Here is a 15,456-nt window from a genome sequence, read left to right on the forward strand (position 1 = left end):
CCCATGACTCATTCATGGCGCACCCCTGCGCTTCGCGAACGCCACCTGGCCCTGGGCTCGAACCTGGAAGACTGGAACGGCATGCCCACCGCCTGGACCTACGCCAGCGACCTGGCCGATCACCATGAGGCCATTCGCACCCGCGCCGGGCTGATGGATGTCTCGGGCCTCAAGAAAGTCCATTACGTCGGTCCGCATGCCGAAAGCCTGCTGCAGCAGGCCACCACCCGCGACATCGCCAAGCTGTACCCCGGCAAATCGGTGTACGCCTGCATGCTCGACGACGACGGGCATTTTGCCGACGACTGCATTGTCTACCGCACCGGCCCCAATGCCTTCATGGTGGTCCATGGCGCCGGCAGCGGCCATGAACTGCTGGTGCGCTCGGCGCAAGGCCGGCAGGTGGCGGTGCTGTTCGACGACGACCTGCATGACCTGTCGCTGCAAGGGCCGCGGGCGGTGGATTTTCTCGCCGAGCATGTGCCTGGCATTCGCGACCTGCCTTATTTCCACCACCTGCAGACCCGGCTGTTCGACCGCCCGGTGATGATCTCGCGCACCGGCTACACCGGCGAGCGCGGCTACGAGATCTTCTGCAAGGCCGCCGACGCGCCCTTGATCTGGGACGGCATTCTGGAAAAAGGCCGGGACCTGGGGATCATCCCGTGTGCCTTCACCGCGCTGGACTGGCTGCGCGTCGAAAGTGCCTTGCTGTTCTTCCCGTACGACAATTCGCAGATGTACCCCTTCGCCGACCAGAAAGCCGGCGACAGCCTCTGGGAGCTGGGCCTGGATTTCACCGTGTCGCCCGGCAAGCAGGGGTTCCGCGGCAGCGAGGAGCATTACCGGCATCAGGGCCGCGAGCGCTTCAAGATCTTTGGCGTGCTGCTCGACGGTGAAGTGGCGGCCCAGGCAGGCGACAGCCTGTGGTTCGAAGGTCGCCAGGTCGGGCTGATCACCTGCGCCATGTTCTCGCGCCTGACCGGCCAGTCCATGGCCATTGCCCGGGTCGAGCCGTCGCTGGCCGAGCAGGGCGTGGCCCTCGAAGTGCGCGGCAGCCTGCACACCCGCGCCATCAGCCACCGCCTGCCTTTTGATGATCCCGAGAAGAAAAAGCGCACGGCCAAGGGCTGAGCGGCTTCAAGACCTGAGTGCCACAAGAGAGCCCATGCCATGACCACCCCGCATTACATCCTCAACGTCAGTTGCCCGGCCACCTCGGGCATTGTCAGCGCCGTGACCACCTACCTGGCCGGGCGTGATTGTTACCTGAGCGAGCTGGCGCAGTTCGACGACGAGCACACCGGGCGCTTTTTCATGCGCGCGGTGTTTCGCTTCAATGCCGGCGCCGCCGACGATATGCAGGCGCTGCGCCAGGGCTTCGAAGACATCGCGGTGCCCTTCGACATGCGCTGGGCGCTGCACGCCGGTGACCAGCCGCTGCGCGTGTTGTTGATGGTCAGCAAGTTCGACCATTGCCTGGCCGACCTGTTGTATCGCCATCACAAGGGCGAGCTGAACATGCACATCACCGCCATCGTCTCCAATCACCTGGACCTGCGTCCAATGGCCGAGCGCGAAGGCATCCGCTTCGTCTACCTGCCGGTGACCCGGGACACCAAGGCGCAACAGGAAGCCGAACTGATGAGCATCGTCGAGCAGACCGGCACGGACCTGGTGGTGCTGGCGCGCTACATGCAGATTCTCTCCGACGACCTGTGCCAGAAGCTGGCCGGCCGGGCGATCAATATCCATCACTCGTTCCTGCCCGGTTTCAAGGGCGCGCGGCCTTATCACCAGGCGTACGAGCGTGGTGTGAAGCTGATCGGCGCCACCGCCCATTACGTTACCGGCGACCTGGACGAAGGCCCGATCATCGAGCAGCAGGTGCAGCGGGTCGAGCATGACCACAGCCCGGACGACCTGGTCGCCATCGGTCGCGACACCGAGACCGTGGCGCTGTCGCGGGCGCTCAAGTACCACCTGGAGCACCGCGTGTTCATCAATCACGACAAGACGGTGATCTTTCGATGAGCTTCCTTTCTGACTGCGGAGAATCGAACATGAGCACACGTGTGGCCATCATTGGCGCCGGCCCTTGTGGCCTGGCGCAGCTACGGGCTTTTCAATCGGCGGGCGCGGCCGGCACCCCGATTCCCGAGTTGGTGTGCTTCGAGAAGCAGGCCGACTGGGGCGGCATGTGGAACTACACCTGGCGCACGGGCCTTGACGAGCACGGCGAGCCGGTGCACGGCAGCATGTACCGTTACCTGTGGTCCAACGGCCCCAAGGAGTGCCTGGAGTTCGCCGACTACAGTTTCGACGAGCACTTCGGCCGGCCGATTGGTTCGTATCCACCGCGCGAGGTGCTCTGGGACTACATCAAGGGCCGGGTCGAGAAGGCCGGGGTGCGCGACCACATCCGCTTCAACACCGTGGTGCGCGACGTGACCTTCGATGAAGCGCAGGCGCAGTTCACGGTCACTGTCCATGATCACGGCAAGGACCTGACCTACAGCGAAGTCTTCGACTATGTGGTGGTGGCCAGCGGGCATTTTTCCACGCCCCAGGTGCCGCACTTTCCGGGTTTCGAGACCTTTGCCGGGCGGGTGCTGCACGCCCACGATTTTCGCGATGCCCTGGAATTCAAGGACAAGGACGTGCTGATCGTCGGCAGCAGCTACTCGGCCGAAGACATCGGTTCGCAGTGCTACAAGTACGGCGCACGCTCGATCACCAGTTGCTACCGCAGCGCCCCGATGGGCTACAAATGGCCGGCCAACTGGGAAGAAAAGCCGCTGCTCACCCACGTGCAGGGCAATCGGGCGTTCTTCATCGATGGCACCAGCAAGCCGGTCGACGCGGTGATCCTGTGCACCGGCTACAAGCATCATTTTCCATTCCTGCCCGAAGCCCTGCGGCTCAAGACCGGCAACCGCTTGTGGCCGCTGAACCTGTACAAAGGCGTGTTCTGGGAAGCCAACCCGCGGCTGATCTACCTGGGCATGCAGGATCAGTGGTACAGCTTCAATATGTTCGATGCCCAGGCCTGGTACGCCCGCGACGTGATCCTGGGGCGCATTGATCTACCGGATGCCGGACGCCGGCGCGCCGAGAACCTGGCCTGGCGCCAGGAAGAAGAAACCCTGGAAACCGCGCAGCAGATGTTCGAGTTCCAGGGCGAGTACATCCGCCAGCTGATCGACGCCACCGACTACCCCAGCTTCGACATCGCCCAGGTAAACCAGACCTTCCTGCAATGGAAGAAGGACAAGTACGAGGACATCATGGGCTATCGCAACCACTGCTACCGCTCGCTGATCACCGGCACCCTGGCCACCGTGCACCACACCCCATGGCTCGATGCCCTGGACGACTCGCTGGCCGCCTACCTGGGCGACGACGGTTTCGACCGCCTCAGGTCCGCGTAGCACCGTATCGACACCCCGTGTGGGAGGGGGGTTGCCCGCGATGGCTGCAGCCCGGATGCAACAGAGGTGTCGTTTTTACGGGTCCTGTCGCGAGCAGAGCCCCCCACCTTGACTGAGGATCTCTGGCAGGTCGCGTCGGTGGGGCCAGCCAATGGACCGTTATGTATCTGCCACGAGGTTACCCATGATTGCACCTGTCACCAGCCGGCCGCTTGAGCCGGCCCTGTTTGCCCGCACGCGGGGTGTCGAGCGGCACCGGGTCGCGCCGGGCGGGCTGACGGTGGTCGCCTTGCAGGCCGGCGACCGTTTGCAGGTCATCGACCTGGAGGGCGACCAGCCCGCGCAGTTGCTGGCCTTCCTCGACGATGGCCGCGAAGCCCTGTCAGCCCTGGGCCTGCAAGGCACGCGCGGCGCGGACTTTATCGGCAAGCAACTGCGCCCGTCCAGCCGCGAAGCACGACACGTCGTCGACGGCCTGGCCCGGCGTGGCGTGGACAGTCGGCATCTACCCGATGCGGCGAGCCTGTGGCCGGCGGGCATGCCGGCCGGTTTCCGTCACGCGATGACCGCCTGTAGCGACGTGTTGGTCATCGTCGCCGCCCCGGGCGGGCGCACGGCGGTGGACGGGCAGGGCAGGGCCAGCGAGTTGCGCCTGGTGATCGAACGGGCCCATCCCACCGCGCTCTGGGTGCCACCCTTGCCGGCACCGCTGGGCGAGGTGATCGACGAGTTCACCCTCACTCCTGGCACCGCACGCGACTACAGCGTGCGCGCCGGGCAGTTCATTCAGGTGCTCGATGTTGCCGGGCGCCAGTGCTCGGACTTCATTGCCTTTGACCGGCGCGGGCTGGATGCCGGGCGCGAGATCGACCTGGACCCGACCGTAACCCGTACCCTCAACGGCAGCGCCTATCCGGGGCCGGGCCTGTTCAGCCGGTTTTACGACCGCCACATGCAGCCGATGCTGGAAGTGGTGCGCGACACGGTGGGCCGCCACGACACCTTCGCCCTGGCCTGCACCGCACGCTACTACGAGTCCCAGGGCTATTTCGGCCATGCCAACTGCAGCGACAACCTCAGCCGCGCCATGGCCGCCCATGGCGTGCAGGGTCGGCCGGGGTGGCCGGCGATCAACTTTTTCTACAACACAGGCATTGATGCCCACCAGCACCTGACCCTCGACGAGCCCTGGTCACGCCCCGGCGACTATGTGCTGATGAAAGCGCTGACCGACCTGGTGTGCGCCAACAGCAGTTGCCCGGACGACATCGACCCGGCCAATGGCTGGCAGCCCACCGATATTCACATTCGCGTGTATTCAGAAAAGGAGCGCTTCAGTATCGCCATGAGCACACGACAGACCGCCGATGCCGACCCGGTGCTGACCCGCGAAAGCGGCTTTCATCCGGCCACCTCACGCCTGACCCGGCAGTTCGTCGATTACCGCGGGTTCTGGACCCCGACCCGCTTCGATGGCTACGGCACCCTGGAGGAGTACCATGGCTGCCGCGAGCGGGTGGCGGTCATGGACTTGTCGGCCCTGCGCAAGTTCGAGGTGCTGGGCCCCGACGCCGAAGCCTTGCTCGACCATTGCCTGACCCGCGACGTGCGCAAGCTCGCCATCGGCCAGGTGGTGTATTCGGCCATGTGCTATGAGCACGGCGGCATGCTCGACGACGGTACCTTGCTGCGCCTGGGCCAGGATGCCTTTCGCTGGATCGGCGGCGAAGACCATGCCGGCATCTGGCTACGCGAGCAGGCCGAAAGGCTCGGCATGAAGGTGTGGATCAAGAGCGCCAGCGATCAGATCCACAACATCGCCGTGCAAGGCCCGTTGAGTCGCGAACTGCTCGGGCAGATGGTCTGGAGCCCCGGCACCCAGCCGGCCCTGGCCGATCTTGGCTGGTTCCGCTTTCTGACCGGGCGCCTGGACGATCACAACGGCCCGGCACTGATGGTCTCGCGCACCGGCTACACCGGTGAACTGGGCTTTGAGGTGTGGTGCCACCCCGATGACGCCGTGCAGGTCTGGGAGCGGCTCTGGCAGCTCGGCCAGCCGCTGGGGCTGGTGCCGCTGGGCCTTGAAGCCCTGGACATGCTGCGCATCGAGGCCGGGCTGGTGTTTGCCGGCTACGAGTTCGACGATCAGACCGACCCGTTCGAGGCGGGCATTGGCTTTTGTGTACCGCTCAAGAGCAAGGCGGCCGATTTCATCGGGCGTGAGGCCTTGCTGCGCCGCAGTGCCCAGCCCCGCCAGCAACTGGTGGGGCTGGTGCTGGAAGGCAACGAAGTGGCGGCGCACGGCGACTGCGTACGCATGGGGCGGGCCCAGGTCGGGGTCATCACCAGTGCCACTCGCTCGGCGGTGCTGGGCCGCAACATCGCCCTGTGCCGGCTGGACATCGCGTATTGCGCACCGGGCACGGCGCTGGAAATCGGCAAGCTCGACGGCCAGCAAAAGCGTATTCGTGCCCACGTGGCCGCCAGCACCGTGGCTTATGATCCTCAGAAGAGCCGGGTTCGCAGCTGACACCTCAGTGTCATCCACAGGCGCCTGTGCAGGACGGCATATGTCTTGCACGGCGCCTTTGTCGTTTCATGGATAGGAGATTGGCCGATGTGGTTTTCCAACGCTTCTCGTGGCCTGGCCAATGAACTTGGCCTGTGGCTGGATCGCCTGCTGGACGAACAGGGCAGCCCCGCACCGGCCGCTGCGCCGCTGCGCGAGCACCCGCACTTGCAGGGCCGCCTGCAGCGCCTGCACCAGCGCTGGGCCGAACTGCAGCACATTCGCCAGGAGGCCCAGGCGCGCCCGGCACCGCCCTGCACCGAGGCCCAGTACGCTGAGCTGCAACGCCAGGTGGCGCAAGGCCTGGCCCACATTGCTGATCTTCAGGCCCGGCAGCACAGCGACGCCGCCCGGCTGGCGCAGTTGAGCGCCGAGCAGGCCGGCTGGGAGCAGGAGCGCCAGGTCTGGGAAGTCACCCGCAGCAGCCTCACCGAAGGCTGCTGGTCGATGAACGTGGTGGATGGCAATCCGGATCATCCGCACAACGTTATTCGTTGGTCAGAGCAGTTTCGCCAGTTGATCGGCCACGACGCCCGCTCGTTTCCCGATGGCTGGGACAGCTACTTTGCCGTGGTCAACAGCGACGACCTCAAGCAGGTCATGCACGCCTTCGACACCTCGATGAAGGCGCCGGGCGGCGATGACGGTTATGTCGTCGAATACCGCATGCGCCACAAGACCCGGGGCGAGCTGTGGTTCCGCGAGCGTGGCCGCAGTCTGCGCGACAGCCAGGGGCGGCTGTTGCATGTGGCCGGCGCGGTGCGCGAAATCAGCGACGAAAAGACCGCCGCCAGCCTGCACGCACGCGAGCAGGCCGGTATCCAGGCCACCTACGAAAACATTGCGCGCATTGCGGCGGTGATTCGCGGCATCGCCGAGCAGACCAACCTGCTGGCACTCAACGCCGCCATCGAAGCGGCCCGCGCCGGTGAACAAGGCAGGGGCTTTGCCGTGGTCGCCGATGAAGTGCGCAACCTGGCCCAGCGTACCCAGGAGTCGGTGCAGCAGATCCAGTCCATGCTGCAACAGCGGTAAGCCATACCTGCCGCCAAGGCGGCACGCCGTCACGCAACAAACATGGGACCGGTGTGTAGGAGCGCGCTTGCCCGCGACCGAGTGCGTAGCGCTCGCAAAAATTGTGTAGACGCTGAAAATTTACGACTGCTAACGCAGCCGGTCGCGGGCAGTGTGCCTGATGGGCATAGTGACCCCCTCAATTGGAATACTTGTAGCCCACCTCGCCATGCGCAGACAGGTCCAGCCCGTCGACCTCGGCGTCTTCATCGACGCGCAGCCCACCGCACAGCATCGCCGTGATCTTGAACGCCACCAGGCTGCTGAGCGCCGAGAACAGGATGCTGAACAATAGCGCCCCGCCATTGACCAGCAACTGGCTGACCAGGTCGCGGCCTTCGGCAAAGCCCTGGCCACCCAGGGCGGTCATTGCGAACACCGGGGTCAGCAGCCCGCCCAGGATACCGGCCACGCCATGCACGCCAAACACATCGAAGGCGTCGTCCAGGCCCAGCATCGGCTTGAGCTTTTCCACCGACCAGACGCACAAGGGGCCTGCAATGAAGCCCAGCACGATGGCGCCCATGGGCCCGACAAAACCACACGCGGGGGTGATCGCCACCAACCCGGCAATGGAGCCCGACACCGCCCCGAACAGGCTCGGCCGGCCACGGTGTTTCCACTCCACCAGCATCCAGCCCAGCGCACCGGCGCAACTGGCCAGCATGGTGTTGACCATCACCAGCATGGCAAAGCCGTTGACCGCCAGCACGCAACCGCCACAGAAACCCAGCCAGCCGACCCACAGCAGCGAGCCGCCGGTCATGGTCATGGTCATGTTGTGCGGCGCCAGCGCCGAGGTACCGAAGCCGCGACGCCGGCCGATCAGCCAGGCGCCGACCAGCGAAGCGATGCCGACGTTCAGGTGCACCACGTTGCCCCCGGCAAAGTCCTGCACGCCCAGGTTAAACACCCAGCCGCCACCCCAGGCCATGTGCGCCATCGGGATATAGTTAAGGGTGATCCACAGCGCCATGAACACCATCACCGCGGCAAACTTCATGCGCTCGGCAAACGCTCCGACAATGATGGCCGGGGTAATGGCGGCAAACAGCAGCATGAACAGAAAGTACAAATATTCAGGAATGGTTCCCACCACGGTATGAATGGTCACGCCTTGCAAGAACACTTTATCCAGATTGCCGATCACGGCATTCATCGAACCGCCATCGCCAAACACCAGGCTGTAGCCGTATACGGCAAAGATGATCGACATCAAGGCGGCGGTGCAGAACACCTGCATCATGACCGAGAGCACATTCTTGGTCCTGGCCATGCCGCCATAGAACAGCGCAAGACCGGGCAAGGTCATCAACAACACAATCAGCGAACACAGCGCCACAAAGGCGGTGTCGCCGCTATTGATGACCGGTGCGACTTCATCGGCGTACCCTGAAGAGCAAGCCATAACAAGGGGGAGGCCGCATAGGGTGCGGCCTGGGCGTGCGAGGCGGATCATGGCTGATAATCTCCAACGGTCTGAATAGGTGCCGGTAATGCCCAGGCAGGCCAAGGCATGACGACGCGCTGAACTACGCCGGAAGGATGAAAGTATTCATTCCTTTCGGGTAATTTATTTTCCTGTTGGGAATAGCAATTAGCTTGCCAGTGTCTCTGTATAACAAGTCTGAACCGCGTGTTGTCGACGCGGGCACGCTTTGAAGCGGCGGGCAACCGATTATGTGATCAGTGCAGAAAGGCGATAGGAAGCCGCGCACTTTCAACGGCAGAAAAACATGCACTGTTAAGGCTCATTTTCCTGCCGGCAGCGCCGTTATGGTTATAGCCACTAAGGAGTATTGCCGGTGAAGTCTGACTACGCCGTGGTTGAATAAACACATATTAAAAGGCCGGTAGCAACGGGGTCATACCGCCGCCATGGCGGTTTGCAATACGCTGTGTCGATAGTCGCTGGGTGACATGCCATAGGCATTTCTGAAGGCCCGGGAAAAGTGCCCCAGGTCCTTGAAGCCCCAGCGTATGGCTATATGGCTGATTTTCAGATCGCTGTGGGCGATGGCCTGGGCGCAGCGCTGCAGGCGACGTTCAAGAATGTAGCGGCCCACGCTCATGCCGGACCGGGTAAACAGGCGGTGCAGACTGCGCACCGACGTGCCGATGGCCGAGGCGATCTGCTCCGGGCACAGGGCCTCGTCGTCGAGATGGCGCTCGATCAGTGTGCGGGCCTTGACCAGCAGGGCAGGGCTGTCAGCCGGCTCACTGCTGTCATCCGTGGCCAGGGCCGGCCTGAGCAGCGCCAGAATCGCCTCCAGCACCGCCAGGGACTCTTGTCGGGCCAGCGTCGTGTTGTTCATCAACTGGTTGACCAGCATGGCGCTCATGGCGCCGATGGACGAGGTGGCCTCGATACGCTGGTTCAGCCGCACGTGCCGGGTCTTGAAGCGCTGCAGCAGCTCATCGCGCGGCAGGATGAACGACACCTGGTCGCTCAGGCCCTGAAAGTGAAAGTCGCTGGGCCGGGCCACGTCGAGCAGCACCAGGTCACCGCGTTGTAGGCGGGTCTGGGTCTCGGACTGGCAAATGACGGCCTCGCCACCGAGCTGCATCACCAGATAGAAAAAATCCTGGTCGTCGCGGCGGATGTCGCTGGCCCGGCGATACACCTGCGAGCAGTTGCTGGTAATGCGTGCGCCTTGCAGCGCGCACGATTCGCTGTCGACAGCGGTCACCGCGCCCTGAAAGGTGGTGATGTCCGAGTGGCAAGGCGGTTCGACATGAAAGATTCCGCAGCTTGAGGCCAGGCTGCCGTGCCAGACCTCGAACCCTTCGCGCCCCAGAAAGAGCTGCTCGTGCTGCAATGCGTGATTCATGATTCACCTCGGACCGGCAATGGGTCTGGTTTTTCTTATTAGAAGTAGCGAATGGTCGTATGAGCCGAGCGCAGGCGGTTAATTTACTAACATCTTAATGTTTGTATCAAGATTATTCATCAGGGCCGCCCCATGGCACGTTGAGCCAAGCGGTTGGCGCGCTCAACAGTGGTCGGCCCGCCACACAAGGCATCTAATCGGGGCTCATATTCATTGATGTGCAGGTCCTTCCATGCAAAACAATCATTCCGATCCGCACCTGCAAAAAAACCTGCGCTGGACAGATGCCTTTGCTCTGTCGATGGCCGTGTCGGGGTCGATCTTCGCCTCGTTCGGCTTTGCCCTGGGCGTACTCGGCCCGGTGAGCGCGTTGTTGCTCTGGGTGGGGTCGGCCGCCATCGGTGCCTGCCAGAACTGGATCTTTCTCGAAGTGGCGGCCATGTTCCCCGACAAACCCGGCGGCATCGCCATGATCGCCACCCAAGGCTGGCGGCGACGCTGCACCCTGGTCGGCCCGCTGGCGTCCTTTGGCTACTGGCTGGGTTGGTCGGCGGTGCTGTCGATCGTCAGTGTCAGTGCCGGGGCGCTGATCCAGGCGCAATGGTTCGCCACCCAGACCTGGACCCTCACGCTGGGACCGTTGACCGTGGGGCTGGCGCAATTGATCGGCGCTGGCCTGCTGGTGCTGTTCTGGCAGTTCAACCGGCTGGGCGTGCACATGGCCGCCTCGGTGTCCCGCTACATGGGGGCGCTGTTGTTGGTGCCGATCCTGGTGCTGGCGGTTTCTCCATTGTTCGGCGACGGCTGGAGCCTGGCGCGCTTTCAGCACGCCTTGGTCGAGCAACCGTTGAGCCTGGACTGGAGCGCCCTGCGCACGGCGCTGGTGTGGCTGTTTCTGGTCAGCTGGAGCGCCTACGGCACTGAAATGTGTGCCGCTTTCGGCCCTGAATACCGCAGCCAGCGCGACATGCGCCTGGCGCTGCTGACCTCCGGCGGCTACACCGTGGCAGTGTTCGCGGCCGTGGCTTTCGGGTTGGGTGGCATGGTCGACCGTGAAACGGCGCTGGCCAACCCCGGTGGCTTCTACATCGACGCCTTCAACGCCGTGCTGGGCAGCGGCTTCAGCGATTTCTTCGTCGCGGCCTTGTTGGCCGGGCTGTTCATGGGCCTCAATGCCGCCCTGGCCGACGGTTCGCGAGCGCTGTATGGCATGGCCCTCGAAGGCCTGACCATCCGCCAGTTGGGCGTGCTCAACAAGCATCAGGTGCCGGGCCGCTGCATGACCGCAGCGGTGGTCCTGAATCTGGTGATGATCTTCGTCCTGTCGTCACCACTGGCCATGCTGGTCACGGCCAATATCGGCTATCTGGTGGCCATCTTCTTTGCCCTGTCGGGTTTCCTGTGGCTGCGCCACGATGCGCCGGATCACCCGCGCCCGGTGCGGCTGGGACGTGGCTGGGTGCCGGTGGCCTGGGTGCTGAGCCTGTTCACCGCGTTGGTGGTGATCGTTGGCACCCTCTCGGCCGAGCTCACCGGCTATGGCGGCTGGCGTGAAGTGGCCACCGGTATCGGCATCCTGTTGTTGTCGCTGGTGCTGTACGCCGTGCGGCGCTTTCAGGACCGTGTGCCAGGCCGCAACGCCGTTTCCCGCTGATCGCGTACTGATAATCCGTGCAAGGTAAACCTTATGTTGTCTCTTGAAACGCCCACCACGTATTACACCGCCACCCGCAAATATGACCTCAGGTTCCCGGACCTGGAGCAGGACCTTGAAGCCGAGGTCGTGGTCATCGGCGGTGGTTTTTCAGGGATCAATACCGCCCTGGAGCTGGCCGAGCGCGGGGTGACCGACATTGTCCTGCTGGAGGCCCGCTACCTGGGCTTCGGCGGCTCCGGGCGCAATGGCGGGCATGTGATGGCCGGTATTGGCCATGACCTGGAAAAGATTCGCAAGGATGTCGGTGATGCCGGCTTGCAGGCGATCTTCGAGATCAGTGACCTGGGGTCGTCGATCATCCAGTCGCGTATTGCCAGGTACGGTATCGATGCCGACTTTCGCCACGGCTATGGCTATCTGGGTTTCAACCCGCGCCAGGGCAAATTGCTGCAAGCCTGGGAAAAGGAGTTTCGGCAACTGAACCCCGAGCATGAAATCGCCTACCTCGAAGGCAGCGCAGTGCGCGATATCGTCGGCTCCGATCTCTACAGCTGTGCCTTGAAGCATATGGGTAACGGCCATCTGCACTCGCTGAACATGCTGCTGGGTTCGGCCGGGGCACTGGTCGGCCTGGGCGGGCGGATTTTTGAAGACACGCCGGTGCTGGAAGTGACTTATGGCGACACCATTCGCGTACGCACCGCCAAGGGCTCGGTGCGTGCCAAAAAGATTCTCTGGTCCTGCGGCGCCTTTCTGGATCGCCTGGAGCCTGAGCTGCACAAGAGCATGATCAACACCTATGCCTTCCAGCTGGTGACCGAGCCCTTGCCCGATTCACTGATCGAGCAGATCAGCCCGATCCGCGGTGCCTTCAGCGACATTCGCCCGGTCATCGAGTACTACCGGGTGACCAACGAGAACCGCCTGCTGTTCGGCTCGGCCACGCGCCTGCTGGAGTACATTCCGGCCGACCTCAAGGCCTGGAACCGGCAGTTGATGCTCAAGGTCTTTCCCTACCTGGCGCACGTCAAGGTCGACCTGGCCTGGGGCGGGCCGATGGAGTGCTCGGCCAACCTGTTTCCGCAGGTCGGCACCTTGCCAGGGCGGCCCAATGCCTGGTTTGTTCAGGGCTACTCCGGGTTTGGCGTCACGCCCAGCCATGTGGTCAGCCAGGTGGTGGCCGACGGCATGACCACCGGCTCCCGGCACTGGGACGTAATGAGCGCCATCCCGCGCACGCCGATCCCGGGCAAGGACCGCCTGCGCAACCTGATCTGCACCCTGGGCAAGGTGGCCCATCAACTGGCGGGCTATCGCAACGGTCGACGCTGAACCCTCCGGCTTTATTCTTTCGCCCCGCTGTGGGGCTATGACAACCCATCGATCTCAAGGATTCGATCATGACCACTGCTGCCCTGAATCTGGCGCTGCAAGCGCGCCTGGACCTGTTGCAAACCTTGTGGGCCCTTGGTGATGCCGCCGGCATCGTGGCCGAGCTGTATACCGAGCGCACCGAAATCACCGGCGCTGGCAACGACGCATTGTTTCAGGGGCCTGCAGCCTTGCAGGCCCTGATGACTGAAATGGTCGAGGGCTCGCGTGGGGCTTCGATTCGCATCGACCGGCTGCGTACACTGGGTGAATGCGCGGCATACACCTGGGTGACCTGGCACGTCCTGCCGGTCCAGGGCGAGGCCTTTGCGATGAAAAGCCTGTTTGTCTGGCAGCTCACCGAGGCGGGTTGGCGCATCGTGGCCGACATGTACGCCGAAGGGCAGATCAACCTCTGATTGACTCCGGGACCCCTCCGGGTCGTCGCTCCTACCTGCAGAGATTCTCGCGATGCAAAAACACTACTTCAAGGCATCCTGTTCAGTGTTGCTGATCGCCTCGCCCTGGGCGGGCGCTGCCGCCTTGTACGAGGACGCTCATACGAGCATCAAGGCCCGGCTGCAAGGCGCGGCGGGTGTGTTTCACAGCGGGCAAAGCTACAACCAGACGGGTGTGCGTGATCAGGGGCGTGCCGACTGGCAGGAGGCGACCTTGCAGTATGGCCTCGACCTCAAGCACCGCCTCCAGGGCGGGGGTGAGACCTATGGCGCGCTGGACTGGGTCAGCAGTGCCAGCTTCGGCGAGGGTGATGCCGCGGGCTGGAGCCTGGGTAACGAGCGCACCACCAAGATCGAAAATGCCTATGTCGGCTGGCGCTCGGGCGAGCTGTTCAGCGCCTTGGGCGAGAACGGAGTCGACCTTTCCACCGGGCGGCAGACGGTGGTGGTGGGCGACGGCTTTCTGATTGCCGGCGATGCCTTGAACATCGGCAACGGCCTGCTCGATGGCGAAACCAATCGCGGCGGCGCTTATTACCTGACCGGTCGCCGGGCGTTTGATCGCACCGCCATTCTGCGCCTGGGCGGCACCCAGGGCTGGCGTGGCGACCTGATGTGGCTCAAATCTGACAACCCGGCGCAGGCCAGCCCCGAGCTGGCCGTGGCGACCCTTGAACAGGTTGCCGAACCTGGCACGCTGGGCCTGACTTACATCAAGGTCACCGACACCGACCGTGCCCTGGCCGAGCCACTGTTCCCCGAGCGCAAGGGCATGCAGCTGTACAGCCTGCGCGCCCAGGGCAGTGCCGGCGTGGCCAACCTGTTGCTGGCTGGCGAACACGCCTGGGAGCGCAAGGACTCAGGTGCCGAAAACGCCTGGTACCTGGAAGCGGGCTGGACCTTTGCGCAATGGCCGGGAAAACCCAGCATCAATTACCGCTACAGCCGCTTTTCAGAGGGCTACGACCCACTGTTCTATGGCAACGGCCGGGCACTGGGCACCTGGTTCCAGGGCGAGGTGGCCTCCAACTACGCCGGGCCCTTCAACAGCAACACTGCCGTCAATCACATAGGGCTGAAAGCGTCGGTGACCGAGCAGTTGAAGGTGGGGGCGCTGTTCTACCAGTTCGACACCCTCGAGACCCGCCTGGGCAACCGCGATGCCCGTGAGCTGGATATCTACGCTGAATGGGCGATCGATGAGCACTGGACCGTGTTGCCACTGGTGGGGTTCTACAAGCCGCAGCACAGCGTACAGGAAGGCGGCAGCCAGATAGGCAACACGCGCACCAATACCTACGCGCAACTGCTGCTGGCGTGGACATACTAGGGGCTGTTGCCGTTTCATCACGGCCGCGCCGGCGCCCGTTTTGCCGCGAGGCAAGGCAGGCGCCGCGAAGTCTGGTCATTCCAGATGAGTGGCGAGTAACGNAGGACTTGAAAAGGGCGTTCCCCTTTTCTGCGTCCTCCGCCTGGCCTGGCGAGATTTGGCCCAGCAACGCGGCTCGTGCTGAAACGGCAACAGACCCTAGGTCTGGGGAATGCAGGTGAGGAGCGCTACACTGTCCGGCCCCAGGCCAGTGCCTGTTCATTCACCGGACACGAGATTTTCATGGCTAACCCAGACATCACCTTCATTCCCGATCCTGACGCCGATTCCATCTCTTCTGACGTTGCAGGCTTTGGCGGCCTGCTGGTGTCGACCCAGATCCCGACCCGTGCCGACGGCAGCCTGGAACTGGGCGGCATCGTCGAACAGAGCGAATGCACCTTGCAGGCGCTCAAAGTAGCCCTGGAAAAGGCCGGCAGTTCGCTGGACCGGGTCCTGCACCTGACCATCTACCTCACCGACATGGCTGACCGCGCCGCCTTCAACGAGGTGTACCAGCGCTTCTTCCGCCAGCCGTGGCCGGTGCGTGCCGCCGTAGGCGTGGCATCGCTGGCCTTCGAAGGCATGCGCGTGGAAGTGACAGCCATGGCGGCCAAAGGCTGATCCTGCGTGACGCCAGGCACCGCCTTGACGCCGCACCAGATGTAGGAGCGCGCTTGCCCGCGACCGAGTGCG

Annotated in this window: 11 protein-coding genes and 2 pseudogenes; 11 read left to right on the forward strand and 2 right to left on the reverse strand. The window is 63.7% G+C overall.

Annotated elements, in window-relative coordinates; all coding sequences use genetic code 11:
* The first annotated feature begins 3 nt into the window (after positions 1-3).
* From ASF84_RS10010 to ASF84_RS29680, 6 genes and pseudogenes are all read left to right on the forward strand, one after another.
* Positions 4-1,134, forward strand: coding sequence for an aminomethyltransferase family protein (locus ASF84_RS10010; protein WP_056837738.1), 1,131 nt, complete (start codon positions 4-6; stop codon positions 1,132-1,134).
* 39 nt (positions 1,135-1,173) lie between these two features.
* Positions 1,174-2,034 (forward strand): formyltetrahydrofolate deformylase, encoded by an 861-nt coding sequence (purU, locus tag ASF84_RS10015; protein WP_056837740.1) that lies wholly within the window; start codon positions 1,174-1,176, stop codon positions 2,032-2,034.
* Between the two features lie 29 nt (positions 2,035-2,063).
* Complete coding sequence (locus tag ASF84_RS10020; RefSeq protein ID WP_056837742.1) at positions 2,064-3,431, forward strand: flavin-containing monooxygenase; 1,368 nt, start codon at positions 2,064-2,066, stop codon at positions 3,429-3,431.
* A gap of 184 nt (positions 3,432-3,615) precedes the next feature.
* Positions 3,616-5,961, forward strand: a complete 2,346-nt coding sequence (locus ASF84_RS10025) for a DUF1989 domain-containing protein (protein ID WP_056837744.1) — start codon at positions 3,616-3,618, stop codon at positions 5,959-5,961.
* Positions 5,962-6,447: 486 nt separating this feature from the next.
* Positions 6,448-6,747: pseudogene (locus ASF84_RS29675) on the forward strand (PAS domain-containing protein); the annotation flags it as partial.
* Positions 6,748-6,813: 66 nt separating this feature from the next.
* Positions 6,814-7,023 (forward strand): annotated as a pseudogene (locus tag ASF84_RS29680) (methyl-accepting chemotaxis protein); the annotation flags it as partial.
* A 190-nt stretch (positions 7,024-7,213) separates the two neighbouring features.
* On the opposite strand, the gene ASF84_RS10035 reads toward ASF84_RS29680, so the two are convergent.
* The gene (locus ASF84_RS10035; protein ID WP_056837748.1) at positions 7,214-8,533 is read right to left on the reverse strand and encodes an ammonium transporter; all 1,320 of its coding nucleotides are present in this window, start codon (positions 8,531-8,533) and stop codon (positions 7,214-7,216) included.
* 406 nt (positions 8,534-8,939) lie between these two features.
* Complete coding sequence (gene feaR / locus ASF84_RS10040) at positions 8,940-9,905, reverse strand: transcriptional regulator FeaR (RefSeq protein WP_082481488.1); 966 nt, start codon at positions 9,903-9,905, stop codon at positions 8,940-8,942.
* A gap of 232 nt (positions 9,906-10,137) precedes the next feature.
* Between feaR and ASF84_RS10045 the strand changes: the two genes are divergently transcribed.
* The 5 genes from ASF84_RS10045 to ASF84_RS10065 all read left to right on the forward strand — a co-directional run bounded on the left by ASF84_RS10045 (position 10,138) and on the right by ASF84_RS10065 (position 15,384).
* Complete coding sequence (locus ASF84_RS10045) at positions 10,138-11,559, forward strand: APC family permease (RefSeq protein ID WP_056837752.1); 1,422 nt, start codon at positions 10,138-10,140, stop codon at positions 11,557-11,559.
* 33 nt (positions 11,560-11,592) lie between these two features.
* Positions 11,593-12,894, forward strand: coding sequence for an NAD(P)/FAD-dependent oxidoreductase (locus ASF84_RS10050; protein ID WP_056837755.1), 1,302 nt, complete (start codon positions 11,593-11,595; stop codon positions 12,892-12,894).
* A 68-nt stretch (positions 12,895-12,962) separates the two neighbouring features.
* Positions 12,963-13,352 (forward strand): DUF4440 domain-containing protein, encoded by a 390-nt coding sequence (locus tag ASF84_RS10055; RefSeq protein WP_056837757.1) that lies wholly within the window; start codon positions 12,963-12,965, stop codon positions 13,350-13,352.
* A gap of 52 nt (positions 13,353-13,404) precedes the next feature.
* Positions 13,405-14,721, forward strand: a complete 1,317-nt coding sequence (locus tag ASF84_RS10060; RefSeq protein ID WP_056837759.1) for a hypothetical protein — start codon at positions 13,405-13,407, stop codon at positions 14,719-14,721.
* A 282-nt stretch (positions 14,722-15,003) separates the two neighbouring features.
* On the forward strand, positions 15,004-15,384 hold the full coding sequence (locus tag ASF84_RS10065; protein ID WP_056837761.1) for a RidA family protein: 381 nt from the start codon (positions 15,004-15,006) through the stop codon (positions 15,382-15,384).
* Positions 15,385-15,456 lie beyond the last annotated feature (72 nt).

Origin of the sequence: Pseudomonas sp. Leaf127 (genome assembly GCF_001423155.1) — a bacterium.
GTDB lineage: Bacteria > Pseudomonadota > Gammaproteobacteria > Pseudomonadales > Pseudomonadaceae > Aquipseudomonas > Aquipseudomonas ovata.